The organism is Streptomyces sp. SID9727 (assembly GCF_010550605.1).
GTDB lineage: Bacteria > Actinomycetota > Actinomycetes > Streptomycetales > Streptomycetaceae > Streptomyces.
Map to the genome: position 1 here is coordinate 41145 of NZ_JAAGNI010000356.1, position 23577 is coordinate 64721.

The 23577-nt window shown below is 68.9% G+C and carries 22 protein-coding genes and 5 pseudogenes; 10 read left to right on the plus strand and 17 right to left on the minus strand.

The genetic code is table 11. From position 1 onward, the window contains the following. Window positions 1-3 precede the first annotated feature (3 nt). Together G3I41_RS24260 and G3I41_RS24265 are read right to left on the minus strand one after the other, a co-directional pair. Entirely contained in the window at window positions 4-654 is a 651-nt protein-coding gene (locus tag G3I41_RS24260) for a hypothetical protein (protein WP_164402510.1), read from the minus strand. After that, window positions 651-1100 (minus strand): hypothetical protein, encoded by a 450-nt coding sequence (locus tag G3I41_RS24265; RefSeq protein ID WP_164402511.1) that lies wholly within the window; start codon window positions 1098-1100, stop codon window positions 651-653. Before G3I41_RS24265 ends, G3I41_RS24260 begins: the two co-directional genes overlap by 4 nt. A gap of 566 nt (window positions 1101-1666) precedes the next feature. On the opposite strand from G3I41_RS24265, the gene G3I41_RS24270 reads away from it, so the two are divergent. After that, on the plus strand, window positions 1667-3766 hold the full coding sequence (locus G3I41_RS24270) for a HEAT repeat domain-containing protein (RefSeq protein ID WP_164402512.1): 2100 nt from the start codon (window positions 1667-1669) through the stop codon (window positions 3764-3766). Between the two features lie 149 nt (window positions 3767-3915). Next, entirely contained in the window at window positions 3916-4167 is a 252-nt protein-coding gene (locus G3I41_RS24275) for a DUF6207 family protein (RefSeq protein ID WP_164402482.1), read from the plus strand. A gap of 21 nt (window positions 4168-4188) precedes the next feature. On the opposite strand, the pseudogene G3I41_RS37020 reads toward G3I41_RS24275, so the two are convergent. Next, a pseudogene (locus G3I41_RS37020) lies at window positions 4189-4356 on the minus strand (transposase); the annotation flags it as partial. Between the two features lie 215 nt (window positions 4357-4571). Between G3I41_RS37020 and G3I41_RS24285 the strand changes: the two are divergent. Next, the gene (locus G3I41_RS24285) at window positions 4572-5834 is read left to right on the plus strand and encodes an MFS transporter (protein WP_343242218.1); all 1263 of its coding nucleotides are present in this window, start codon (window positions 4572-4574) and stop codon (window positions 5832-5834) included. Window positions 5835-5970: 136 nt separating this feature from the next. Next, a pseudogene (locus tag G3I41_RS24290) lies at window positions 5971-6165 on the plus strand (DUF664 domain-containing protein); the annotation flags it as partial. A gap of 28 nt (window positions 6166-6193) precedes the next feature. Here the strand turns inward: G3I41_RS24290 and G3I41_RS37700 are convergent. From G3I41_RS37700 to G3I41_RS24305, 3 genes are all read right to left on the minus strand, one after another. Next, window positions 6194-6457, minus strand: a complete 264-nt coding sequence (locus G3I41_RS37700) for an integrase core domain-containing protein (protein WP_343242221.1) — start codon at window positions 6455-6457, stop codon at window positions 6194-6196. Between the two features lie 627 nt (window positions 6458-7084). Further along, complete coding sequence (locus tag G3I41_RS37705; protein ID WP_203601580.1) at window positions 7085-7657, minus strand: IS3 family transposase; 573 nt, start codon at window positions 7655-7657, stop codon at window positions 7085-7087. Window positions 7658-7700: 43 nt separating this feature from the next. Continuing rightward, window positions 7701-8033: a transposase gene (locus G3I41_RS24305; protein WP_164402514.1), complete on the minus strand. Its 333-nt coding sequence runs from the start codon at window positions 8031-8033 to the stop codon at window positions 7701-7703. 77 nt (window positions 8034-8110) lie between these two features. Between G3I41_RS24305 and G3I41_RS24310 the strand changes: the two genes are divergently transcribed. The 3 genes and pseudogenes from G3I41_RS24310 to G3I41_RS24320 form a co-directional block, all read left to right on the plus strand. Then, window positions 8111-8497, plus strand: a complete 387-nt coding sequence (locus G3I41_RS24310; RefSeq protein ID WP_239081805.1) for a transposase — start codon at window positions 8111-8113, stop codon at window positions 8495-8497. A 430-nt stretch (window positions 8498-8927) separates the two neighbouring features. Next, entirely contained in the window at window positions 8928-10130 is a 1203-nt protein-coding gene (locus G3I41_RS24315; RefSeq protein ID WP_239081806.1) for a teichoic acid biosynthesis protein C, read from the plus strand. Between the two features lie 371 nt (window positions 10131-10501). Beyond that, window positions 10502-12347 (plus strand): annotated as a pseudogene (locus G3I41_RS24320) (Helicase associated domain protein); the annotation flags it as partial. 39 nt (window positions 12348-12386) lie between these two features. Here the strand turns inward: G3I41_RS24320 and G3I41_RS24325 are convergent. From G3I41_RS24325 to G3I41_RS37045, 5 genes are all read right to left on the minus strand, one after another. Beyond that, entirely contained in the window at window positions 12387-12986 is a 600-nt protein-coding gene (locus G3I41_RS24325; RefSeq protein ID WP_343242219.1) for an isochorismatase family cysteine hydrolase, read from the minus strand. Between the two features lie 415 nt (window positions 12987-13401). Next, window positions 13402-13611 (minus strand): hypothetical protein, encoded by a 210-nt coding sequence (locus G3I41_RS24330; protein WP_164402516.1) that lies wholly within the window; start codon window positions 13609-13611, stop codon window positions 13402-13404. Window positions 13612-13677: 66 nt separating this feature from the next. Beyond that, window positions 13678-15027: an RHS repeat-associated core domain-containing protein gene (locus tag G3I41_RS37525; RefSeq protein ID WP_275408444.1), complete on the minus strand. Its 1350-nt coding sequence runs from the start codon at window positions 15025-15027 to the stop codon at window positions 13678-13680. Next, entirely contained in the window at window positions 14976-15170 is a 195-nt protein-coding gene (locus G3I41_RS37040) for a hypothetical protein (protein ID WP_239081807.1), read from the minus strand. Before G3I41_RS37040 ends, G3I41_RS37525 begins: the two co-directional genes overlap by 52 nt. A gap of 13 nt (window positions 15171-15183) precedes the next feature. Further along, window positions 15184-17031, minus strand: a complete 1848-nt coding sequence (locus tag G3I41_RS37045; RefSeq protein WP_239081808.1) for a DUF6531 domain-containing protein — start codon at window positions 17029-17031, stop codon at window positions 15184-15186. Between the two features lie 463 nt (window positions 17032-17494). On the opposite strand from G3I41_RS37045, the gene G3I41_RS24340 reads away from it, so the two are divergent. Together G3I41_RS24340 and G3I41_RS36505 are read left to right on the plus strand one after the other, a co-directional pair. Further along, window positions 17495-17728, plus strand: a complete 234-nt coding sequence (locus G3I41_RS24340; RefSeq protein ID WP_164402517.1) for a DUF5133 domain-containing protein — start codon at window positions 17495-17497, stop codon at window positions 17726-17728. 50 nt (window positions 17729-17778) lie between these two features. Next, window positions 17779-17943, plus strand: a complete 165-nt coding sequence (locus tag G3I41_RS36505; RefSeq protein WP_203601581.1) for a hypothetical protein — start codon at window positions 17779-17781, stop codon at window positions 17941-17943. Between the two features lie 73 nt (window positions 17944-18016). Here the strand turns inward: G3I41_RS36505 and G3I41_RS24345 are convergent. The 6 genes and pseudogenes from G3I41_RS24345 to G3I41_RS37050 all read right to left on the minus strand — a co-directional run. After that, window positions 18017-18193 (minus strand): annotated as a pseudogene (locus G3I41_RS24345) (WhiB family transcriptional regulator); the annotation flags it as partial. Between the two features lie 169 nt (window positions 18194-18362). Continuing rightward, window positions 18363-18545: a hypothetical protein gene (locus G3I41_RS24350; RefSeq protein ID WP_164402518.1), complete on the minus strand. Its 183-nt coding sequence runs from the start codon at window positions 18543-18545 to the stop codon at window positions 18363-18365. A gap of 332 nt (window positions 18546-18877) precedes the next feature. Next, window positions 18878-20080, minus strand: a complete 1203-nt coding sequence (locus G3I41_RS24355; protein ID WP_164402519.1) for a hypothetical protein — start codon at window positions 20078-20080, stop codon at window positions 18878-18880. A 448-nt stretch (window positions 20081-20528) separates the two neighbouring features. Next, on the minus strand, window positions 20529-20810 hold the full coding sequence (locus G3I41_RS24360) for a transposase (protein ID WP_275408445.1): 282 nt from the start codon (window positions 20808-20810) through the stop codon (window positions 20529-20531). A 59-nt stretch (window positions 20811-20869) separates the two neighbouring features. Next, a complete protein-coding gene (locus G3I41_RS24365; RefSeq protein WP_164402520.1) occupies window positions 20870-21763 on the minus strand; it encodes a histone H1-like repetitive region-containing protein in 894 nt (297 codons plus the stop codon). A gap of 358 nt (window positions 21764-22121) precedes the next feature. Next, window positions 22122-22529: pseudogene (locus G3I41_RS37050) on the minus strand (hypothetical protein); the annotation flags it as partial. A 523-nt stretch (window positions 22530-23052) separates the two neighbouring features. Here G3I41_RS37050 and G3I41_RS24380 point away from each other — a divergent pair. Then, window positions 23053-23544, plus strand: a complete 492-nt coding sequence (locus G3I41_RS24380; protein WP_164402521.1) for a hypothetical protein — start codon at window positions 23053-23055, stop codon at window positions 23542-23544. The last annotated feature ends 33 nt before the right edge of the window (window positions 23545-23577 follow it).

Below are 23577 nucleotides of genomic sequence, written 5' to 3' on the forward strand. Positions count from 1 at the left end.
GGATCAGTTCCCCCCGTTGTCCTGCTGCTGTTGCCGGGCCCGCTCCTCCGGGGAGGGCCCGAACGCTTCGTCCACGCCCTGGTCGAAGGCCTCCTGGTCGCGTCCGAGCAGGTTGTTCACCACGTCGTTGTGCAGGCCGCCGGTGCCCTCGGTCATCAGCGCCCGGCCGGTGTCCTTCCAGGTCTGCCCGGCTTCGTCGCCGGCCCGCTCGAACGACTCCACGCTGTAGTCCGGGCTCAGGTAGTCCGGGGTGAGCACCTCACCCCACCCCTGGCTGACGATGTCGTCCTCGGACGCGTGCGGATTTCCCACGCCCGCGTTGACCACGATCTTCAACGTGCCCTCGATGTACTGCTCCTCCTCCCACAGCACACCCGCGGACAGACCCAGCTTCGCCGCGATGGCGTTGGCGTCCTGGACCAGCGCCCGGACCCCCCACTCCCACCGCTCACAGAAGTCCTCAAAGGTCACCGACAACTCGTAATGGCCGGCCTCCATACCGGTCATCGACAGCCCCGACACACCCTTGCCCAGCGCCGCCCCGGTGCCGGAACCGATCTCCTTCAGCTCGTCTACCGTCGCGCGCAGCCCACTGGTGATCTTCTGGACACTCCCCGGATCAACGTGCAGATCCCCCGTGCCACCGCCACTCACCGCTCACGACCCCCGTCGCCGCCCCGTGGGTGCACCGCGTTCTCACCATCTACGGCTACCGCGTCCGGCACGACCCCCGTCACCGGCGAGAAGAACATGGACCCCTCGGGATCAGCGATGTTCACCGCGACCCCCGCCGGCACCCCCATCGCCGGTGCGACCTCGTCCAGCAGCCGAGCTCCCCGCAGCCTCGCGAACTCCCAAGAGCGCCCAGCCGCCCCGGCGTCATGAACAGAACCCCGCCCCTGCGCGAACCGCGCCAGTGCTGCCTCGTCCGTGAACCCGCACACCCAGCGCACCCCGCCGAACTCCGCGGTCCACAACCCACCACCGGCCAACGGCACCAGCACCAGAGCCCGCCGGAACTCCCCCAGCAGCGCCCGCGGATCACCCACCCCGGCCCGCTGATCGGCTATACGATCCGCCAGCACTGTCCCCTCAGCCATGGAACCCCCGTTCGCATCCGCTATCGGCCCCAAACACCGTAGGGCACCACCCCCGCCACCATCGACGATTCCAGGACCGTGGCTGCTTTCGATCGGTGCGGTGCGCGGTCTGTCGGCTTGGGTGTCAGCTGGGTGGTGGGGTGCCCGGGTGGGTTCGTCTGTGGGGCAGGGCAGGTGTCGCGTTCCAGGGCGGATTGCAGCTGTTGGGCTTCGCCGCATACCTGGGCGGGGATGTCTCCTCGTTCCGCGATGAGGCGGTGGTAGATCGGTGTCTCATGGAACACGGTGGGTGCCTGTCTTCCGGGTGCGGGTGGGGTTGTCATTGCTGCGGGTCCAGCGGGCCGGGGGGCGGCACCGAGGTGCTCGTGCAGTCGTGTCCAGGAGCGGGCCATAGCCGGCAGCGTAGAGGCCGCCGCCGACAGCGCCGGGTCCCCGGTCCCGCTTCCCTGCCGGGGAGGTGTGTCACCGCCGGTAGGACGCTGGCCGGCGAGGGGGTTCCCTCCTCCATGTGTTGCGCCCTGGCGCGGCTTCAGGTGGTGTCAGTGCCCTGCGGCATAGTGCCCCGCATGACGATCAACGAAATCGACAGCGTGAACTGGGCATCAATGGGCCACGCTTACGGTCCGGCAAGCGATGTTCCGGGCTGGCTGAGAGGGATGGTCTCGCCGGAATCCGGTGTCCGGGACGAGGCCTTCAGCGACTTCTACAGTGCGGCGCATCATCAGGGGGATGTTTATCCGTGCACGGCGGCCAGCTTGCCGTTCCTGTTCGAGATGGCCGACAGCCCCGCGACCCCTGACCGGGGCTCGGTCATCGAGTTGCTGCTCAGCATCGGGCAAGAGTGCCTGGATAGGGATCCCGAAGGGGTGTACTTCTCGCCGGACGGTACCGAGTCCAGAGCCCATGTGGAGGCGTTGGCGGTGATAGGTGAGCGTGCCGAGGTCTTCGTCCGCTGGGTGATGGACCCCGATGAGGAGGTGCGGCGGCCCGCGATCGAGGGACTGGGTCTCTTCCTCGCCGACGGTGCACGCGCTTTGGAGGTCCTGCGCAGTCTGCTTCCCGGGAGCGGCATGGTGCAGCGGCTGCTCGTTGTGAGGGCGGTGGCTGCGGTGGCGCTGCGGGATGCGGCCGTGCACGGTGCGGCCGCCGGCTGGCTGGAGGATCTGGCCGGTGACACGGCACAAGTGCCCGAGGTGCGGCTTGCTGCTCTCGTGCACAGGGTCCGGTGCACTCCGGGGGAGCTCGGTGACGCTGTTGTGCCGGCGGCGGTCGGGGTGATCCGGGAGATCGCGCCGGAGGAGACCGGCGGGGATGACGATGCGTCCTGTCGGACCGAGACGGAGCCGGCTGTCGCCGCGAGCACGGCGCTTTCATCGGGGATGCCGCCGCAGGTCGCTGGGGCGTTCGAGGATCTGGAGCGGTACGGCCGGGTGCACGCGCCGACGAGCGCCCTGCTGGAGTCGTTTCACACGGTGTTGGACAATCGTGTGCTGGAGCGCACCGCGTTGCTCACCGAGCAGTTGTGCAGCGCGGACCCTGGGGTGCGTTACGACGCGATCGGCATGGCGAGGAAGCTGATCGGCCAGTGGCGTGGGGATTACACCGGCCTGGTGGTGCTGATCGCGGGGTGTCTCCTGCCCGAGGACCCGTATACCTCGGCTGCCGCGGCGAAGGCTCTCGGGGCGCTCGTGCCGGTGAGCGAGCCGGCCCGGGAGGCCCTCGCCGCTTATGTCGAGGCGGCCCGGGCGGAACACGGGCCGGGCGTGTGGGCGGCCCGGGAGCGGCTGGTTCGCCGCGCTCACCAGGAAGCCGTCAGGGCGCTGGCGTCTCTGGGGGATCTGCGGGCGCTGGACTGTGTGCTGGAGGCGCTGGACGGGGGCACCGACGCCTGGCGTGCCGTGCAGGTGGCCGGTCACCTGGGTGAGGCTGCCGGTGATCTCACGCCGAGGCTGTCGAAGCTCCTGGCGCAGGTGGACTTCTCGGATGCGTCGCAGTCGATGAGTGCCAATGCTCTGGTGTCCGCCCTGAGAGAGCTGGGTGACCCCGCGGCTGCACCGGCGCTGGCCAGCGCCGTAACCGCGGCCGTGCGTGCGGAGCAGTGGCATACGGCCGCCTCCGTCCTCAAGGCCCTTGCCTCTTTCGGCCCTGAGGCCGTCTTCGCCCTGGATGTGGTCCGCCCGCTGGCCGATGCGCAGGACGTCACCGTCCGGGCGGCCGCGACGGCGGCACTGTGGGAACTTGAGGGCGACGCGGCCGGCGTCGTGCCGAGGCTGGTTGAGCTTCTTGACACCCACGCGGACGACGAGGCAGCCGCCGCCTTGGGGCGGATCGGGCCGGCTGCCGCACCGGCCCTGCCGCGTCTGCGGAAGATGCTGACGGCGGGCTACGAGTGGACCCGGGTCTACGCCGCGGCCGCCCTGTGGGATATCGGCGGCGACGCCGAGGCGCCCGCCGTCGTGGAGACGCTCCTGACAGCGTGGGCGGAGAACGACTCGACGTCCAACCACGTCCTGGCCCGCCTGAACGGCATGGGGCCGGCCGCCCGGCCGGCCCTCCCCCGGGTCCGGGAAGAGCTCACACTCCTGCGCCGCAGCGGCCGCTTCCGCAGCATCCCCCACGACGAGGACCTGCTGGCGGCCTGCCGCTCCGTGACGGCCCGCATCTGAGCAAGCCCCCCTGCGGGAAGTGTCGGAAGTGCCTCCGCCCGCGGACGGGGCCCATTGCCCCGGCGGCCGAGCCGCGCACCCGGTCCGCCGGATGGGTGAAGGGTCAGACGGGTACGAACCGTGCTCATCGGCTGGGCGTCAGGGACGGCATGAAGGAGATCAGCGAGCAGCACATCAGCGAGCCCGGCCTGGTGGTGCTGGACATCATCGCGGCCGACGAGGACACGCTCCGTGTGGTGGTGACCCGTTTGGAGGAGCGCTGGGCGACCTCGGGCCCGGCCCAGGTGCGGCGGGTACCGGGCCGCGCCGGTGTGACGGCCGGGTTTACGCGGGCATCCGCCGCTCCGGGGCCGGGGGTGGGTGAGGGGCGTCGGGTTACTTCGGCGGGCGGCGCCCTGTGAGCTCCTGCCACGCGTTGCGCGCGGGTGGTTGGCGGCGACTTGGTCGAGCAGTACGGTCCCGGCCACCGAGTCCGGCACGCTGGCTGCGGTCACCAGCACAGTGAGGAGAAGGCCGAGTGTGTCGGTGACGATGCTTCGCTTCCTGCCGACGATCTTCTTGCCGGCGTCGCCAGCCGAAGAAGACCGCAGCTGTGAAGTCCTGACCACCTACTTTGCGGCTGGTGTCTGAGCTAGGACTTCGGGGCCCGTTCGTGTCGCCGGGCGCGACGTTTATGCCGAAAGAGAAGACCCACCTCGCCTGCCGTTCCCTGGGAAAGGGTCGTGGGGTCGGTTCCGTTGATGTGTGGAGGTAGCCCGTGGGCCCGGACCTGAGCCGTGTGATGCGCTCTTCGCCGTACTGGCCAGTGATCAGTCACACGACGCTGCGGCGGGTCCTCTCGGGGTGCGCCGTCTCCTCGCTGGGTGACGGCATGGCCGTGGTGGCGGTGAGCTGGCTGGCGATTGAGCTGGCGCCGGCCGCGGACCGCGGCGTCTGGGTGGCGTTGGCGGCGGCCGCCTACACGCTGTCCGGGGCGGTGGGCGCGCTGCTGCTCGGCCGCTTCCTGCGCCACCGCCGGCCCACCCAACTGGCTGGCTGGGACGCGGCGTTGCGGGCGGGCGCGCTGGGAACCATCCCGGTGCTGCACGCCTTCGGCGCGCTCCGCATCGAGGGGTACGTCGCGCTGCTGGCGGTCTCCTCCGTGCTGCATGCCTGGGGGCAGGCGGGTGTCTACACGCTGATCGCCAGGGTGCTGCCGGAACGCGATCATCTGGCGGGTAACGCCGTGCTGTCCGGTGTGGGGTCGATCGCCACGGTGGCGGGGCCGCCGCTGGCCACGCTGCTGATCGTGTTCGGGGGCCCGGCAACAGTGCTGGCCGTGGACGCGACGACGTTCCTCTTCCTTGCGGTCACCTTCCTCGTCGCCGTCCCCAAGGACGCGGTCCCGGAGCCCGAGGACGACACAGCCTCGCGGACGGCCGGTTTCGCGGTGATCCGGCGCATCCCCGCGCTGTCCGGCCTTCTCGCCCTGAGCTTCGTGTTCTTCTTCCTCTTCGGCCCGGTGTACGTGGCGCTCCCGCTGCACGTGTCGGACGATCTGGGCGCCTCGGCCGGTGTGCTGGCGGCGTTCTACACGGCCTTCGGTATCGGCGCGGTGCTGGGTTCGGTGCTCACCGGCTTCCTCAGCCGGTGGCAGTTGGGGCCCACGACGGCCGGCATCGTCATCGGCTTCGGCGCGCTGATGCTCCCCCTGGGCCTGGGTGCCCCGACGGCCGTGTCGGTCGTCTGCTTCGGGATGGCCGGGCTGCTCTGGCCGCCGTACTCGTCGCTGTCGACCACCCTCTTCCAGCGCTCGGCGCCCAGCGCGCTGCTGCCGCAGGCCCTCGCGGCGAGCTCCGCCGTCCGGGTGCTGTCGGTGCCCCTGGGCACCGCACTCGGCGGACCGCTGGTGGCCGGCCTCGGCGCGGTCGGGGCGCTGCGCCTGTCTGGTGTGGGCATCGCGGTGGTGGGCATGCTTGCCGCCGCCGCGCTGACCCTGCGCGCCTCGCGCACGCACCCCGAGTCGGCGGCGGGCGCCACGGAGCCGGCCGGCGCGGACGCGGGGGCAGGGGCGGAGGCTCGGCCGTAGCCCGGCAAATGAGAGCTACCGCCTGGGCGGGGGCGCGGCAGGCCGCTGCGGGCGCTATTGGCGCACGGGGTGGAGCCGTTGCGGACCACGTACGGGATCTTGAGACCACGAACAGCCCATGGAAGGTTAATGCCGCGTGATCGATAAATTCGCGAAGGACAACCTGCACGGGAGACTGCGGCGGGACCGCAACGCGCTGCTCTGGAAACTCGACGGCTTGTCCGAATACGACGCCCGCAGACCTTTGACAGCGACCGGGACCAACCTCCTCGGCCTGGTCAAACACGTGGCCCGCGTCGAGGCCAGATACTTCGGCGAGGTCTTCGACCGTGTGGGGCTCGAAAAGTCATCGCTGCAGCTCAAGCCACGTACTGGTACTGATTGATGACTCCGCCGAGGATGCGCGTCCGTAGGAGCTTGCCCGGCGTACCCACGGACCGGTCCGGCTGCTGGTGCGCGGCTTCGGTTGGCCGTTGGTCTCGTGATCGGTGCGGTCGGTGGGCGTTGTGGTGGTGCTGGTACTCGGCAAGTACGCGTCGGAAGTGGGCCTCGTTCATGACCAGAACATGGTCGAGCACCTCTCGGCGGATCGTGCCGATGACGCGCTCGCAGTGGGCGTTCATCCGCGGCGCTCGGGGTGCGCTGAGCAGCACGTCGATGCCTTCGGCCTCGAAGACGGCGTCGAAGGGCTCGGTGTACTTGCTGTCGCCGTTCGCGCAGCACGAATCGGACCGACCCGACGCGGGTGCCGGGGTCGGCGGTGAGGTTGCGGGCCTGCTGGACCGCCCACTTGGCGGTCGGGTGCGCGGTCACGCCGGTGATGTGCAGTTTGCGCGTGCCGTGTTCCAGGAACGCCAGCGCATACAGCCGCTTGCCGGTGATCGTGTCGATGTGGAAGAAGTCCGCCGCGACGATCCCTTCGGCCTGGACGGTCAGGAATTCCCGCCAGCTCGGGCCGGTGCGACGCGGGGCCGGGTCGACGCCAGCCGCGTGCAGGATCTGCCAGACCGTGGACGGCGCGATCGAATGTCCCAACCTGGCCAGATCACCCTGGATCCGCCGGTGACCCCACCGCGGGTTCTCCTGCGCCAGACGCAGCACCAGTTTCTTGAGCGCGGCCGCCGTCGGTGGGCGGCCGGTGCGCCGACGTCGGTCGGAGTAGTCCCACCGTTTCGCGATCAGCCTGCGGTGCCAGGCCAACAGCGTCCCCGGGGTGACCGGGAACACCCGCCCCCAGTCGCACCGCGGTATCAGCGACGACAGCGCGGCCGGCCAGAACCGGTCCGCGGGCTCGTAACGGACCGGACCAGCGAGTTGCCGTCGCAGCACCGCGTTCTCATGCCGCAGCACCAGCAGTTCGGCGCCTTGGCCGTGTGCCGGCGCAGCAGGACGCCCGGCACGGATAGCAACGCACGAGTGATCCGATACACCGTCGAGATGATCACCCGCGTAGCATCCCAGCCGCCAGCGAACGCCTCTCCCGCGGGCTCTACCTGCAGCGATGCCTTTACGAGCCACACAGCCTGGGAGGCGGCCGGATCCGGGACGGTGGTGCGGACGCGTCTGCGCAGGCGGACGCCGGTGGTGGCGAACGTTCGCATGACGCGAGCGATGCGTTTCTCGTTGACGTGCAGGCCCTGGTCGCGGAGCTCGGTGGTCATCCGCGGAGAGCCGTAGGTGCCGCGGGACTCGCCGTGGACCTCACGAATCCTGGCCGCCAGGCGCTGGTCGGCCCGTTGCCGGGCGGCCCGGGCCTCTTGGCCGGCCCGCCACTTGTAGTAGCTGGACCTGTTGACCTCCAGGACCTGGCAGAGCCGCTTCACCTCGAAGGCGTCCCGGTGTCGTCGACGAACTGGAAGCGGCTCCTCACCAGTTCGTCTCCCCGGCGAAATACTTGGCCGCCTTGCGGAGTATGTCCCGCTCGGTCGCGAGCTTGCGCTCGTTCGCCCCGAGCTCGGCCACCCGGGCCTCGAGCTGTCGGATCCGCTCGTCCGGGTCCGCGGACTGCGTCGCCTGCGTGGCTCGGGCGGCGGCCGGGCCGACGCCTCGGCGTTCCCGGTCCCTGAGCATCCACTCGCGCAGGGTGGCCCTGTTGTTGCCCAGGTCGGCGGCGATGCTCTTGTACGTCGCCCCGGGTGTGGACTCGTACAGGGCCACGGCATCGGCCTTGAACTCGTCCGAGTAATCCTTCATCGCCATCGGCGGTCTCTCGCTTCCTCCGGATCAAGCAGATCCAGTATCAGCGTGTCCACCACTCAGGGGGAGGCTCCCCCGCCGTGGAGATCCTGACCGATGCCAGCCACCAGAGCCTGGGCGCACAGACCGGCGGCCGCGTGGTGACACCACCGCACCGCAACTTCAAGAAGAACGCTCCCGAGTGGTACGAGGAGATGCACGAGCGGCAGCACGTGGCACACTCCTCACGCCGCATCCGGGACGAGCACGGCATCAGCCATCTGAAGAACTGGCGATCCCTCGCACGGCTCCACGGCCGCCGAGAGCACATGACCGACACCATCCAGGCCGTCGCCGGACTGCTTGCCCACCAGCAGGCCGGCGGTACGCGAAAGAGAACACAACTGCAGATCCACAGTCCTCGACGCGCTACCACCAACCATGCACGAGCTCGTTGGTCGTGCAGGTCGAGCCCGCCGAACAGATGAGTACGCGATATCCCTACCTATGCTCGCCATTGGAGGATCGGGTTCTTCGCGCAGATGCCAAGCAAGATGCCTCCGCGGTGTATCGAATGGTCGAAGAGCCGGCGCAGGAGTGGGGGCCGAGGGCTGGCACGGTGGACGCCAGCATGCTGCGAAACCGATTCCGCGCGCAAGGTGTCGCACTACGTGACAGTCCACCGCCTGACGATGGGGCTCCCTCCCATCGAGTCAACGTGGTGGCGGAACTGGGGCCGGACCATGCGTTGCGCCTGGAGGTCCACTCCTGCCAGCTGTCTGACCCAACCGGACCGATCTACTCGCTCGGAAGACGGCCCACAGCAGGCGGATGATGTGCGACAAGGAAGCGACGGCTGGGTGGAATTGAGCGGGGGGTGGGTTGAGTGCGGTCGGGTGCCCGGCTTGGATGAGCACCATGACCCACGACAGACTCACCCACCCCAGTCGCCGTTCCCTGATCGCATGGAGCGGCGCGGGCGCGCTCACCGCTGCCTGCGTGTCGATCGGCACCGGCACAGCCTCCGCAGCCACACACCCCACGCCGGGCTCGGCGCTACTGGTGCCCTCGCCCCGGCTCGACCTGAACAGCGCGGCGGACAAGTGGATACGGGAGAAGCCGCTGCGCGACGCGACGATTCTTCAGTCCTTCGGCTACGACAACGCCAACGGGCACATCTACCTGGCGCAGGTCACGCAGGGCGGCCTGAAGCTCGCGGGCGAGTCCGCTGCCGTGAGCGCCGCCGACCGCAACCTGAACGGCGACCTGACGATCACCAAGTGGGACATGTCCGGGAACACGCTCGGCTACATGTACCTACGCGGCTTCGGCCACGGCATGAGCATCGGCGTCGAGCCGGTCGGAAGCACCGCGTATCTGTGGACCGAGACGGACGGCCAAAAAACGAAGGACCCGGTGCACCCGAACGACGACACAAAGTGGACCAGCCGCGGCCAGCGGCTGGCCCGTTTCCCGTTCGTCAACGGTAAGGTCCTCGACTACGGGTCCGCCGGACTCGCCACATATCAACCGGTCCCGGGAAGCTCGACGTACACCGCCTCCGTGGACCCGGTCTACGGCCGGCTCGCCATCCGTTTCCGCGACACCGACGGGGCGTTCGTCTTCCAGGTCCACGATCTGGACCTGGCCCGACTCGGCGTCTGGACCCAACCCCTCGCCAGCCTCCGCGAACCGAGCCTCACGGCGGTGGCCGGCTGGCCGCTCAGCACGTATGGCAGTCCATTCCTCCAGGGGTACACGGTCGTGGGCCGGTACCTCTATCTGCTACACGGCAACAGCTACAACTCTACCCAGCAGGTCGGCGACGAGAGCGTCGTCATCTCCCCGCCGGGCGTCGGCAACACATTCATCACCTCGGTCAACCTCACCACGGGCGCCCTGGACCCCGCGCCGCCCGTCCCCTTCAAGGAGACCGTCAACCCCGCCCACACGGCGGCCGCTTACTCGCTGGAGTACCGCGAACCGGAGGGGCTCGGCGTGTACATTCCGGACCCGGCCCAGCCTGGAATCTTCCAGATCGGGATGGGCTTCGCCTCGGGCAAGGCGGGGGCGCGCATGGCGACGATCTACGGAAAGGCGGGGCTGATCCAGCCGTCCTGATCCGGGTCGGCGGCCGGCACACCACCGGCGTCGGCAGGCAGGCAGGTGAAGTGGCCGTCGGGTGAAGGCCGTGCCGGCGATGATCGGTGAAAGATCTTCCCGCCGTACTTCTTCTGTCGGTCCGAGCTTACTACTCTCCAGTCGCCTGGCCCGGCACAGGAGAGGTACGTCGCATCCCGGTCCACCGCACTCCGACTCGGCAGTCGGTCCTGCCCCCAGCCCGGGGGCGGGGCCGCACCGGAGATCCGTCCCTCGTCTCGCCGGGCCACCTGCTCCCCGCGATCCAGGCCGGCCTCGGCAATCGAGTCGCGGTCGCGGCGGTGCAGCGCGCCGGCGAAACCGCCAGGAGCACAGAAGCGGAAAACGCCGCTGCCCTCCCGGAGCACGCCGCCGCGCACAACCTCCGCACATGACCTTCCACCAGAAGGTCGAAGAAGTCCGCGCGTTCGCGGACAAGTTCCCGGAGACCGCGGCTGAGCTGTACGTCAACGACGCCTCCGACGCCGATCTGGCCGCCGCCGACAAGCTCCCCCTGTCCGAAGCGGAGTTTTACGTCGAGGCCGGCCGCCACGTACTCCCGGACCGCGTCTGGTCGGCGTGGCTGTGCGGAGACCACCTCGTATCCGAACGCCGGGAGGCTTTGCGGCAGTTCGCCAACGGCATCGACGCCACCGGGCACCGGGTCCACCGCGCCTTCCTCGCCAGCTGCCGCATCCTCGGCGAGGGGGTGGACACCACGGGCGAGCGGGGAGTCGACTCGATCTGCTTCGCGGACACCCGCGGCTCCCAGGTGGAGATCGTCCAGAACATCGGCCGTGCGCTGCGGCTCAAGAAGGACGGCTCGACGAAGGTGACCCGGATCATTGTCGCGATCCTCCTGGAACCCGGCGAGGACCCCACCGACATGGTCGCCTTCGCCAGCTTCCGCCCCTTGGTCGCCGTAGTCCAGGGTCTGCGCTCGCATGACGCCCACCTCGTCGAGCAGCTCGCCTCCCGCGCCCTCACCAGCGGCAAGCGCACCATTCACGTCCAGCGCGACGAGACCGGGCGGATCGTCGGAACCGGCGGCGAAAGCGACGGCGAGGAGCACGAGCACGACAAGGGCACCGATGCCGCCGCTGAATCCGCGCTACTGTACTTCTCCAGCCCCGGGGCACGGCGACAATTTCGGCGTTCCTGCGGACCCGGGTCTGCCGGCCGGAGTCGCTGGTGTGGCTGGAGGGCTACCAAGCCCTACTGCGGTGGCGGAAGGAGAACGAGATCACCGGCCTCCACGCCGTCCGCTACGACGTCGAGGTCGAAGTCGGGGCGACGAAGTAGTTTCCACCTGGCCGCTGGGTGCATCAGCAGCGGAAATCGCGGCGGGTGGGGGAATCCTCACCGCGAAGAGCTCCTGGACGCGCCGGAGGCCGGGATGGTGTGGGAGCCCGGCGCGGAGGCGTGGGAGGCCAAGCTCGCCGCGCTGCGGTCCTACCGGCGGGCCGTGGGACATCTCGCACCGCGGCAGGACGCGGTCTGGGACAACCCGGCCGGCACCGGATCCGTACCCATCGGACAGCAACTGGCCAACCTCCGACGCAAAGGCGGCCTTGGCAAGGACCCGGAACGAACCGCGAAACGAGCCGCGCAGCTCGCCGCGATCGACGCAGACTGGACTGTCCGTGGCCGCTGGACTGGCAACGCCACTACCGCGTCCTCGCTGACCTCGTCGACGCCGACGGTCACCTGCCCCACCTCGCCCCCGGCGTCACCTTCGAGGGTGACGACATCGGTACGTGGCGGTGGCGGCAACAAGAGCCGGGCACCTGGGCACAGCTTCTACCCAAACAGCGCCAGCGGCTCACCCAGCTCGGCATCCAGGGCGCCACCGCGCCGCCGGCCGCCCCGGCGACGTCGCGCACGAGCAGAGGCCCGGCGAAGATCGGCAGCAAAGCGCACGCCGCCTTCCAGCGCGGACTCGCAGCCCTTGCGCGCTGGGTGGAGCACGCGGGTACCGGTCGACCCGTCCCGCGCGGCGCCGTCGTGGACGTCCTCGTCGACGGCGAGACGGAGCCGGTGACCATCAAGCTGGGTGTATGGCTGTCCAACACCCGCTCCCGGCGCGACCGGCTGGGTGCCGACCCGCTCACCGCCCTCGCCGACCTCGGCATCCCGTGGGCGGGCACACCCGCGGCCGCCGTGCCCGGCGAGGCCCTTGACGACGTTCCCGCACCTTGACGCAGCTTGGAGGTCCGGGGGCCAGGGCGCTGTTGCGCGTCACCCACGGATCCGGTGGCACCTCTTACGCCCCCGCCCGTGGTGGTTCGGCAGTTCCGGCGTCCGACGGCCGATCAGGTCCAGGACCTCGTCCGTGGTCCGGACGTCGCCGAACGACCGGTAGATCGTGTGCAGGGTGGCGTTGTGGTCCCGGTCGCGCCGAGCCGCATTCGCGTCGGCCACCATCAGCACGCCCAGGCCATTGGTGGCCGCGTCCCGGGCCGAGGACTCGCAGCAGACGTTCGTGAGCGCGCCGGTGATGACGACCGTGTCGATCTCACGCTCCGCCAGCAACTCCGGCAGCACGCAGCGGCCGGGGAAGAAGGCCCTGTACGCAGTCTTCTCGACCACCAGGTCGTCCGGCCGGACACCGAAGGCGTGCCACACACGCGTACGCGGCGGCCCCTCACCTCCGGTCGCCGCGAACGTCTGACTGACGACCGGACCGTAGAACTCGCCACTCACCCTCCCGAGCGGCGCCTCGCTCACCGGCAGCACCCACGCGACCAAGCCGTCGGCGATGCGCAGCGCTGCAGCGATGCGGCCGATGTTCGGCACGATGCCCCGCACGTACGGGTTCGCCTCGACGAAGAAGGGCACGTCACAGCATGATCGGATCGATGGGCCGGGTCGATGCCGCCCGGTGACAACGCGGCCATGGAGGCTTCTTCGCGCTGCTGCAGAAGAACGTCCTGGACCGCCGTGTCTGGGCCACACCCCAGGAGGTGTGCAACGCGTGCCAGGCGACCGGCGGAATCGGCTTCTTCTGGCCGCCGCCCTTCAGTGAAGGGGCTCGGGCGCGTAAAGCAACGACAACAGGGCCTCCGGAACCCCTCGGATGGGGCCACACCCCCGAGCTGTCAGGAGGCCCTGCCTTCATGCACGCACGGTTGGAAGGTCACCCGATCAGGAACTCTGTTCGACTTGCACGTTCGATGATCGGTTGAGATGCAGCTTCTCAGGCTCCGCCGTGCCAGTCGGCGGCGTTCGCGAAGATGTGTCCCGTGCGTCCGGATCAGGGTTGGTTCTCCGCCTTGCTTCGGATGAACATGTAGGCGGCCCCGTACATGCAAACAATCATTCCGAGAACGATCCAGCCTCCAGTATTTCCAATGAGGATGAGAATAATCGAAAGTGCAACTCCGACGATTGACAGAATCGTAGCGAAAAGCATGTAGCGCTTCACGGTCGCTCGCTGCTCGACCGTCCATCCAACGTTGGGCATGGTGCTCCTTCGATTGGGAGTTGCAATGGGTTCGGGGGCACGCCCGAACCCATTGCAAGTCAGAAGCTAACTGACAGCATTGGACGCTATCGATCCAACGCTCCAGCCGATTGCGTAGCATCCCAGTGATGCACTGAGCGATGAACCGAGTGTTGCGGGCGCACTTGCCGCTGCAACAGATTCGCAGAGCGTGCCGGCAACCCCTCCAGCCACAACTCCGAGCACGTCTCCCCAAAGGGCTCGTGTGTCTCCATCATCAAGGTGCTGGATGCCCGTGATCGCATCGCCGGCAACGCCGAGCGCATCCCCCACACTGAAAAGTCCGCTGGGGTCGGTGTGGTTGATGGGGTCGCCCGCGCCGTAGAGGTAGGTGTTGGTTTCCTGGCCGGAGGGGTCGGGCTGGGTGAAGCGGCCGAGGGTGGGGTCGTAGTAGCGGGCGCACATTTTGTAGAGGCCGGTGGGGTCGTGGTAGGCGCCGGCGAAACGGTAGGGCTGGGGGACGGCTTCGGCGGGGGTAGTGCGGGTGGTGCCGGTGGGGGTGTATGCGTAGCTGTGGGTGCGGGTGCCTGCCTGGTCGACGGCGCCGAGGATGTTGCCGGTGGCGTCGGTGAGGTAGTAGTAGCTCTTCCCGCTGCGGGTCATGGAGTTGAGGGTGCCCTCGGGTTCGCGGACGAATCCCGTGTCCGTGGATCCGGTGGTGGTGGAGGCGAGGCCGAGCTGGGTGTGGTGGAACCAGGTGTCGCCGAGCTTGGTGCGTTCGTCGTTGGTGCTTCCGGCGTGCTTGGCCTGGTAGGTGGTCCCGCCTGCGGTGATGCTGGTGAGCTGGTTGTAGTCCGACCAGGACTCCCCTGTGCGGGCAGTCCCGTCGGCCGGGGCGGCGCCGGTTTCGTTGCCGGCCTTGTCGTAGGACCAGCCAGTGGTCGAACCGCTCTGCGATTCGAGTGCGGAGGCGTCGTCGTAGCCGTAGGTCGGGCTGGCGGGGCAGGAGGTGGCGATGGTGTCCTGGTGGGTGAGGTTGCCGGCCTTGTCGAAGCAGTACAGCCAGGACGCGGTGCGGGCACCGGAGGAGGTGTTCGTTTCCTTGGCGTAGGACAGGCGTCCGGCGCTGTCGTAGCTGTAGGCGGTCTTGCGGCCCGCGGCTGTGTCGGTGCGGCTGTAGATCTTCGTTCCGGGATCGCTGGCGCCGGTCGTGTAGGTGTAGGCGAGGTCGACCAGGGTGGTGGACCCGTTGGTGGTCTTGACGGCGGTGGGTTTGCCGTCCTCGTCCAGGGTGACCTTCTGGACCGTGCCGCCGGGGTAGTTGGTGTGGGTGCGCTTGTCGTTGTTGTTGTAGGTGTAGGTGGTGGTGCGGCCTGCCGGGTCCTTCAGCGATTCGAGACGTCCGGCGTCGTCATAGGTGTAGTGGGTGGCGCCCATGGGTCGGTGTAGGTGCCCAGGTCGCCGGCCGCTGTGTACGCGAGGGTCGCCTCGGAGTCGTCCTGCAGGGAGCGGAAGATCTCGCGGGAGAGGGCGTCGTAGGCGTAGTCGGTCTCGCCGGTGGCGTCCTTGCGCCAGGTCATGTTGCCGTCGCCGTCATAGGCGTACTGGACGGTGGCGTTGGTGGAGGAGACCTTGGGCGCGGTCGCGGTCGCGGTCGTCGTAGACGTAGACGGTCTGGATGCCGCGGCCGTCCTTGACCACGTCCGGGCGCCCCGCGTAGTTGTAGGTGATCGTCGTCGCGCCCTGCGCGGCGGGCGGGGTGACCTTCGTCAGGTTCCCCTTCGCGTCATAGGTGAATGACGTCTTCTTGCCCCGGGCGTCGGTGACCGAGCACTTCTGCCCCTTGAACCCGCCACAGGTCGGAGTGGACGGGTTGTAGTCCGTGGTCGTCGTGCCGCCACCGGTGCCGGTGACGGCGACGGAGGTGGTGTTGCCGACCGCGTCGTAGGAGTAGTTCGTCTTGCTGTCGTCCGGGCTCTCGAACGTGCCGGGCACGTCCATGCCCGCCTTCGTCAGCCACCCCGTCATCTGGGCCGTGGCACCGCTGGGCAGGGTCGCGGAGGTCGGGTTGTTGCGGGCATCCCACCCATAGGTCGTCGTGTTCCCAGCCGTGGAGCCCGAGCCCATGGCGTCGACGGCGGTGGTGGCCATGTGTGCCTGGTAGGTGGTGGAGCGGGAGTGGGTCAGCGGGTCAGTGACCTTGGTGACTTCCCCGTCGCCGTTGTGCACGTACTTGGTGGCGTCGCCCTCGGGGTCGGTGACCGTCGTGGTCCCGGCTGCTGTGGCCGAGGACGCGGAGTAGGCGTAGGTCCAGGTGGGGCCGGTGCTGCCGCCCTCGGTTGCGGCCCTGGTCATGGAGGTGACCCGGTTGGCGCTGCCGTAGGTGAAGCGGGTGACGCGGTTTTCCTGGGTGGTGACCTGTTCGATGCGGTCCGAGGAGTCGTAGTCGTAGGTGACGGTGGCCATGTTGGTGTCGGTGACCTTGTGGACGCGGTCCTGGTCGTCGAGGTGGTAGGAGACCTGGCGGCCGGTGTGGTCGGTGACGTGCCACCAGCCGCCGCCGTCGTTGGTGACGTCCACCCACCGGCCCGACCGGCTCTCGGTGATCTTGAATCCGGCGCCCTCGCCGTGCGACGCGACCGTGATCACACCGCCGTTGCGGTCGGTGACCTTCGACAGCGTCCCGGAGGAGGTGTAGGTGTCCTTCGTTCCGGACTTGCGGTCGGTCAGCGTGTAGGTGCCGTCGCTGTTCTTGACCAGGTCCCGCGAGTATGCGTCCGGAGTGGTGAACGTCCCGTCGCTCTTCTTCTTGAACGACACGGTCGCACCGGTGGAGTCGTACCAGTCGACCTCGTCGGTGAAGAAGGTGTCCAGGCGCCGCTCGTAGGTGAACCAGGCCCGCTGGGACATCGCCCCGGCCGGTGCGCCCAGCGAGTTGTAGGTACGGGCCAGTTGCAGCTTCTGCCCCACTCCGGCGATACCGAAGTCGGTACCCGCGAGCATCAGGTTGCCCGTCGAGTAGTCCACCCGCGCCACCAGCGCATCCGTCAGCCGCGTGTCCGCCATCCGGTGCCAGGGCACATCGCCCTGCCCCCGCGGCACCCACACCAAAGGCACCACCCCACCCGACTCGGCCGCCGAGCCCGAAGGCGCTGCCTTGGGAGCAGTCTTGTTCTGCTTGCGGGCCAAGGCCGCTGCCCCGGCCGCATCCCGGGCACGGTCGGTACGCTCCCGCTCGGCATTCAGCCATACCGCGCGATCACCCGAAGGCTTCCCCGACGGCTCGGTCGCGGGTGCCCGGTTCACACCGGACTTCATCTGCGGCCGCTCCAGCTTCTGCTCCTTCTTGCCCCAGACGGAAACCGGGGCGTCCGGCTGATCGGCCGCGGCCGCCGGCAGAGCCGCCACCCCCAGCGCGAGGACCACAGCAGTCGCGGTCAACGAATGGCGCATGGTCGTGCGGGCACGCCGAGAGGGCATGCCAAAGGCACGTGCAGACATCAACTCCCCCCACACACAGGAAGACGACCCCAGCAGCCCCAGCGGCCACCAGGCGCACACAAAAGCCGGAGGGCTGCCCCCAAGATCCTGACGCACACGCCCCCGAAACCGGCCTCACCCCACACACCAAAAACCAGCACAAACCATCTGCGAAATGCCGCATAAGAGGTAATGATCAACGAAGGGATCTCTCACGGATGGCCGGATCCGACTCGTGGCGTTTGGCCAGCTCGAGAACAACCACCAGCGGCCGCGCCCCCGGTTCTCACTCGCCGCGCCATGTCGCTTTCCCGCGAGGCGCTGATGTTCTGCGCGACGGCAGGGGCGTGCGGGGCGCGGAAACGGGTATCGGGGTGCACGGCCCCGGAGCAGACGGCGCCGACGTGGAAGAAGGAGTTCTGTGATGTTGATGGCCCATCCCGCGGTGCTGCGGGACCTGATCGAGAGCTACGAGGCCCTCGCAGCCGTGGGTGCCGGCGAAGCGGACAGCGCCCGGGTGCGCCAGCGCATGGACGACATCGCCTACACGCTGTGTGTGTCCACCGGCACCCGGGACATCGACGCCGCCCTGATCGCCGCCCGGCACCAATTGCCAGGCGCTCGCCCCCTGGACGATTCCGTCCTGGCAGGCATCTGACCCGCCGCTCCTCCCCTGTTGGCACCACTCCGAGGAAACGGACACCGCACATGGACGCCTCCCGCACCAGCGCCGCACCGATATACGACCTGCTGATCGCCGAGCGGGGCGACGTCGTCGCCGACGCGGCACGCTGTGCAGCGCAAACCCGGCTCGAAGCGGCCGGCAAGCTCGACTTCGGCCTGCAGAACAGCAGCGAAGACGACGCCGCATAGAGCCAAACCCGGGCTGAGCGCCGCCGTCCCCGTGCAGGCACATGGCCCGGCATCGGCCCTCGGCAGCCTGGCAGATTCCGTGCTCGATCCGGTGGTCCAGCGCGTAGGCCAGGCACTCGGTGCGCACCGGGCAGCCGGTGCATGCGATTTTGGCGCTGTTCTGGGCCGCGCCGTCCACGAACAGCTCGTCCGGATCGGCTGTGCGGCAGACCGCGTGCCTGCGCCAGGCTTCCTGATCGTCCCCGTTCACCCGAGGCCGTCCTCTCCCCGAGTCCCGGCCCGCCACCATGCCCGGACCAGGCGGGTGCGTGAACGGTATGGCATACGCCCCTGGCATCGAAGGAATCAGCCTTGCTGCCCTCCTTGCGAGTGAACGGGACTTGACACGAGCAACCGCAGCAGACCGAGTGCGGGATTGCTCAGAACGCGTCGCCCCATCCGAAGGTGCTGTTGTAGGCGCGCTGCAGTGCGTGCCGCCCATGGTCTTCGTCGGCGTAGGCCCAGGCGAAGGCTGCGGAGAACCAAAGCAGAGACACTGCGCTGACCATGCCCACAGCGACCAGCTTGCCGTGCCAAGCCAGCAGGACCAGGGCGGTGATCACGACTGCCGCGGCGAGGTGGGCTCCCCTGGAGTCGAGCGGCGCGTTTCTTCGTGCCTCTCTGCGTTGGACCCCGTTCCGCAGCGAAGCGCTCCTGACGCACGGACTGCGGTTCGTTTTCATCGAAGCCCATATCTCATCCCCGCTGCCCCTGAAGCTACGTGGGCTCCCAGCTCAGAGGACAGGCCCCCTTCGAAGGGATCCGAAGCGTTCTCGGTTTCTGCCTGTGCGGCCAGGAGGTAATCGGTCCTCCATCAGTGGCGTGGGCGGACGGCGTCCCGCCCTGCCGGCGGCGTGCGTCGGCAGGGCGGGGTGCGGCCCGTGGTGGTGTGGGCTCAGGCGTGGCTGCGTCGGCGGCGCATGGCGGTGAAGCCCACGGCGCCGGCTCCGGCCGCGACGAGGCCGGCCGCGGCTGCTGTCGGGGCTGCGAGGTTGCTGCTTCCGGTTTCGGCGAGCTGCGCGGTCATGCCGGAGGTCGCCGAAGTAGTGGTGCCAGTACCCGTCGAGGCGGTGCCGGTGCCCGCCTGGGCGGAGGTGGACGAAGAAGGGGTCGTGGAGGTGTTGGTGGAGGTGGTTGCCGCCTTCTTCACCGTGACCGTGGCCTTCGGGCCGCAGGTGGTGGTGCCCCTGAACGGGATCGAGCCCTCGTTGACGATCGCGCACGGGGACAGCTCGGTCTTCCCGGCCGGGGCGTCCTTGCGGTAGGTGACGCGGACGTCGACGGTCGCGGTGCCGTGCGCGGCGAGGGAGGCGTCCTTGCCGATGACGTCGTAGCCGTAGAGGTCGGGTTCGGCGGCGGCGGTGACCGGCTTCAGCGTCGTCCACACGCCGGAGCGCCGGACCTGGAGGGTGGTGTAGCGGTTGGTGAACAGTACGTCCGTGACGTTCTCGTACGCCGAGGAGGTCGGGTTGTCGACGGTGGCCTTGAAGGTGATCGCCGACCCGCCGGCGGTCGCGGTGGTGGGTACGTTGATCAGGCGGGTGGTCAGCCCGTTCACCCCGACGAAGTCGAAGTCGGTGGCGTTGGCGGCGCCGGAGGCCCCGTAGGAGATCATCGTCGTCAGCTTCAGCTGCTCCGTGCCCCCGTTGCTGGCACCGTTGTGCGCGGTACCCATGGGCAGGCCGATACGCATCTGCACGGTCTGCGACTTCCCCGCGGCCAGGGCGAGCTGCTCGGGCAGCTCACCGCCGTACACGGTGCCCTCGACGATACTCAGCGGTATCTTCTTCCACGTCGAGCCGTCGAGCCGGTACTCCAGGCTCAGGGCGTTGTCCGGCAGGGTGGTGCCGCCGTCAATGCGGTAGATCAGGCGGGCCGAGGAGGTGTCGGTTTGGCCGGTGTTGGAGGCGGTGGTGGTGAAGGCGACCGGCAGACCACCCAGCCCGATCTCCGCGGGCGCCTCGGTGGACACCGCCAGCTGCGGCGGAGCCGTGTCGGCCACGGCGGCCGGAGCCAGGGCGGCCCCCGTGATGGTCAGCAGCAGCCCGGCCGCCGAAGCGACCAGGGAGGAACGCACAGTACGCGCAATGGTGTTCAAGACATCTCCCCTGTGACGTGTGGGCGGGCGCGGCCGAATACCGCCTCTCGCCGAACGGTGGGTGGATCAACCCCGCCGTCTCACACAGTTCGACACCCCACCCCAGCCCCGGGTTGTGATCTTGTATGTCATCGTTTTGTGACAGCGTCCAACGGCCCCTCACACCCGACACGCCCACGCTGAAGCATTAAGGCCGGTCAGGAAAACCAGCCTCTGCGGTCGCACGCCCCACGGCTCTCGGGCGCGCCGACACGTCCGGTGGCGATCCTTCCAGGTGCGGGATCCTGCTCCGGACGCCGAACCTTGGACAGCATGCTGAGTCGCGCGGACCGTTCGGGGGGAGGCAAAGGGGCGTGGCTTCGGCGTCCTACTGGTCATCTCGCCGTTCCCCGGGTCGGCCTTGACTTCCGGTCCGGAGGCGCGGCCGGGCGGGAGTGAGCCGCGGCTGTCAGTCGCGCCACCTGGCCACCCCTGGCGAGGACGCGCCGTCCTTCGGGAACCCGGTGTCGTCCACGACCCACACCTGAGGCCGCACCACCGCCACCGCCCGGCGGGCCAGCCTCGTGCGAACAGCGTCCACCGGCCAGGTCGACGAGGTCATGAACTGCTGCGACTGCTGGTGGTCCGCACCCCGACGTCCGGCCATCGGCTGCATCGACTTCCGACGCCCGTCCAGCAGCAGTCCCCGCACATACAACCCACCCTTCACCCGCTGGTCAGCACACGACAAGGGCGCTTGGCCCGCCTGGCCGCCGGGTGGTGACGTGGCGGGGCGGGCCGTAGCGGCGGTCAGACCTCGGCGGGAACCTCAGGCACAGGCGATGCAGGCGCTGGCACGGGCCCGCGGTCCGCGATTGCATCTGCGGTATCCGTGTTGGTCGGTGCGGGGGCGGTGTACATCGTGTTTCCCTGTTGGCGCGACTTCTCGGCCAGGCTCTTCTTCACGAGGATCTCAAGGTTGTTGCGGACTGTCTGGACGGACGTCTTGCGGCCGGGGTAGTCCCGTGCGAGCTGGTCATGGATCTCACGGACCATGCACGGCTGCCCAGGTGTCCTGCGAAGGATTTCCAGAGTCAGCTGCCACAATGGCAACCCCGACCTCATCTGAGGGCCCTTGCCCAGCGGTGCTGGCGCGGCGGATGCCTGCGATGCCGAGGCCCCGGTCGCCGGCTGTTTCGTCTCGGCGGCCGTCCTCTGTGCAGGCTGTGTCGCGGCCTTCTTCGCCGCTGGCTTCTTGGCGGCTGCCCTCTTGGCCGGCGCCTTCTGCGCCACAGACTTCTTCGCCGCGGCAGTCCTCGTCGATGTCTTCTTGGCCGGGGCCTTCTTCGCCGGGGCCTTTTTCGCCACGGTCTTCTTCGCCGCGGGCTTCCTCGTGGTCGTCTTCTTCTCGACGGGCTGCTCGGGCCTCTCCCCCGCCGCCTGGTCCTGCCGCTGCTGCGGGACGCCTTGGGTTGCATCGGCTGCGGTCCCGGTTTCGGAGACAACCTGTTCCAGGGCCCCGGGCAGGCTGCCCTGCGCGCTGGCCAACCAGCCCTCCTCCACCTTGAGCTGTTCCAGGCGCGCCCGGAGGTCGGTGATCTGCGCGGTGAGGTCCTCCTGCTCGCTGCGGTTGGCCGCGAGGTCTTTGGCGTACTGCTGCGCGTACTTGGTCTGGATCGGGGACTTCGCGGGCACATTGGCCACGACAGCACTCCTTCTACCTGGTTGTTACTGCCGGATGCCACGCACAGCGACACAACAGCCGTTGCCTTCCCGCACAAACACCACCCTCGCGATGGGCATCTCGGTATGCGGCATTCGCCCCTCGGGGACAGGCGACAGGCTCCCTGTGCGACCATCGCGCTACCCGCCAACGGGCGGCGCTCCTGGCAGCCACGGTGCGCCCTGAGGAGCAGCAGCGTGCTCGAGGCGGATCGCACTGCGGACCAGAAACGCCTCCCCCTGCGAGGGCAGACCGGCGACGGGATCCGCTTCGCGGGCCGGGCCCTGTGCCTGCCGCCGATGGTCGCCTGGGCGCAGCGATCAGTTTGGCGCTGATGGGCTCCCCCGGCTCATGCCTGTGCTCTTCCACGTACTCGGCGGTGAGAACGAACAGCGCCTCCTCAATCTGCTGACGGCGTGTGGACTGCCAGCCGATGAGCCGCTGGTCAATGCCAGCCTTCTCCGTCTTCGGCGACCGGTTGTGCTCGGTGGGCCTGCCCAGCACGCTCGCCCGCCGGGCCCTCCCGGGATCCTCGCCCGCCTGAAGGCGCTCGCGCTCGATCCGGTCACCGTCCGGCTGCCGACCCTCCCGCAAAAGCAGTCCGGCCTGCCGCTCGCCCACCGCGTCCCCGGCCGCGAGACCGACCGCGTCCAGACCCCGGCCCCGCCAGATCCCTGGCGGGACGCCGGCCTCGTCCTGGGCGACGCGCAGCGCCGTGCCCGCGGGGCGGCGGCCATCACCGACCATCACACCGCGGAAGAGGTAACGCACCCCGTCACCCGGACGGAACGCCGCTTGAAGCTGGGCTGCATCCGCTGGCAGCACGACGGGACACCGATCCCCGGCGACTCGCAGCAGGGCCCGCGACGCGGTCTGCCTGCTCGACGTCACCACGCACAAGACCGGCACCGCCTTCACCCAGCCGGTCGACCCGATCCTCGGCCAAGCCGTCGATACCTGGCAGGCCGCTCGCCCCGACCAGCCGAAGTTCACCGACCGTCGCACCGGCGAGCTGGTAGACCCGCTATTCGCTGTCCAAGCCCGCCGCGTCTCCACCAGCTACATCAACAACACCGTCATCCCGATGCTCTGCCGCAAGGCCGGAGTCCCGGCCGCCGATGTCCATGGGAACATCACCAGCCACCGCGCCCGGTCCACCATCACCAGCCAGCTCTACAACGCCCAAAGAACCGATGACGCTGTTCGAGCTGCAAGCCTGGCTCGGACACCGTTCGCCGCACAGGCCCGGGAGAGTGTCACAGTGACTGCCGTGACCTTGATGAACGTGCTCGTCGACTTCGCCCGGACCGGCCGGATCGGGCCCCTGAACTGCGGAATGCCCCTGGCCGAGGCTGAGGACCTTCTCAGCCCGGGGCGCCCGCACCCTGCCCACATCATGAAGGGGCCCGATATCGACGGCTACCCCTACTCCTGGAATGGACTGCAGCTGGTGGTCACGCAGCGCGCCATCAGCGGAATCTGGATCAACCTCTGGCCTGGTTCGACCGCCGAACTCCCGCCGCTCGTCCTGCCCGAATCCGAGTCGTTCGAGGCCACCGTGCTCCGCGAGGAACTGCTCACGGCCCTCGACACAGCAGGCTGCCACCACGAGGTCAACCCCGTCCTCACCTTCGACGAGCAGTCGAGCATCCTCACCCAGCCCGCCGAGGTCTGCGCTGTCTTCAGCCTGCCTGGCCGAGACCACCATGTTCCGCACCGCGATCGGCACTACCTCGACGTGATGCACAAGCACATGGCTTGACATCGCTGATTCCACAGAATGACCCGGGTGACC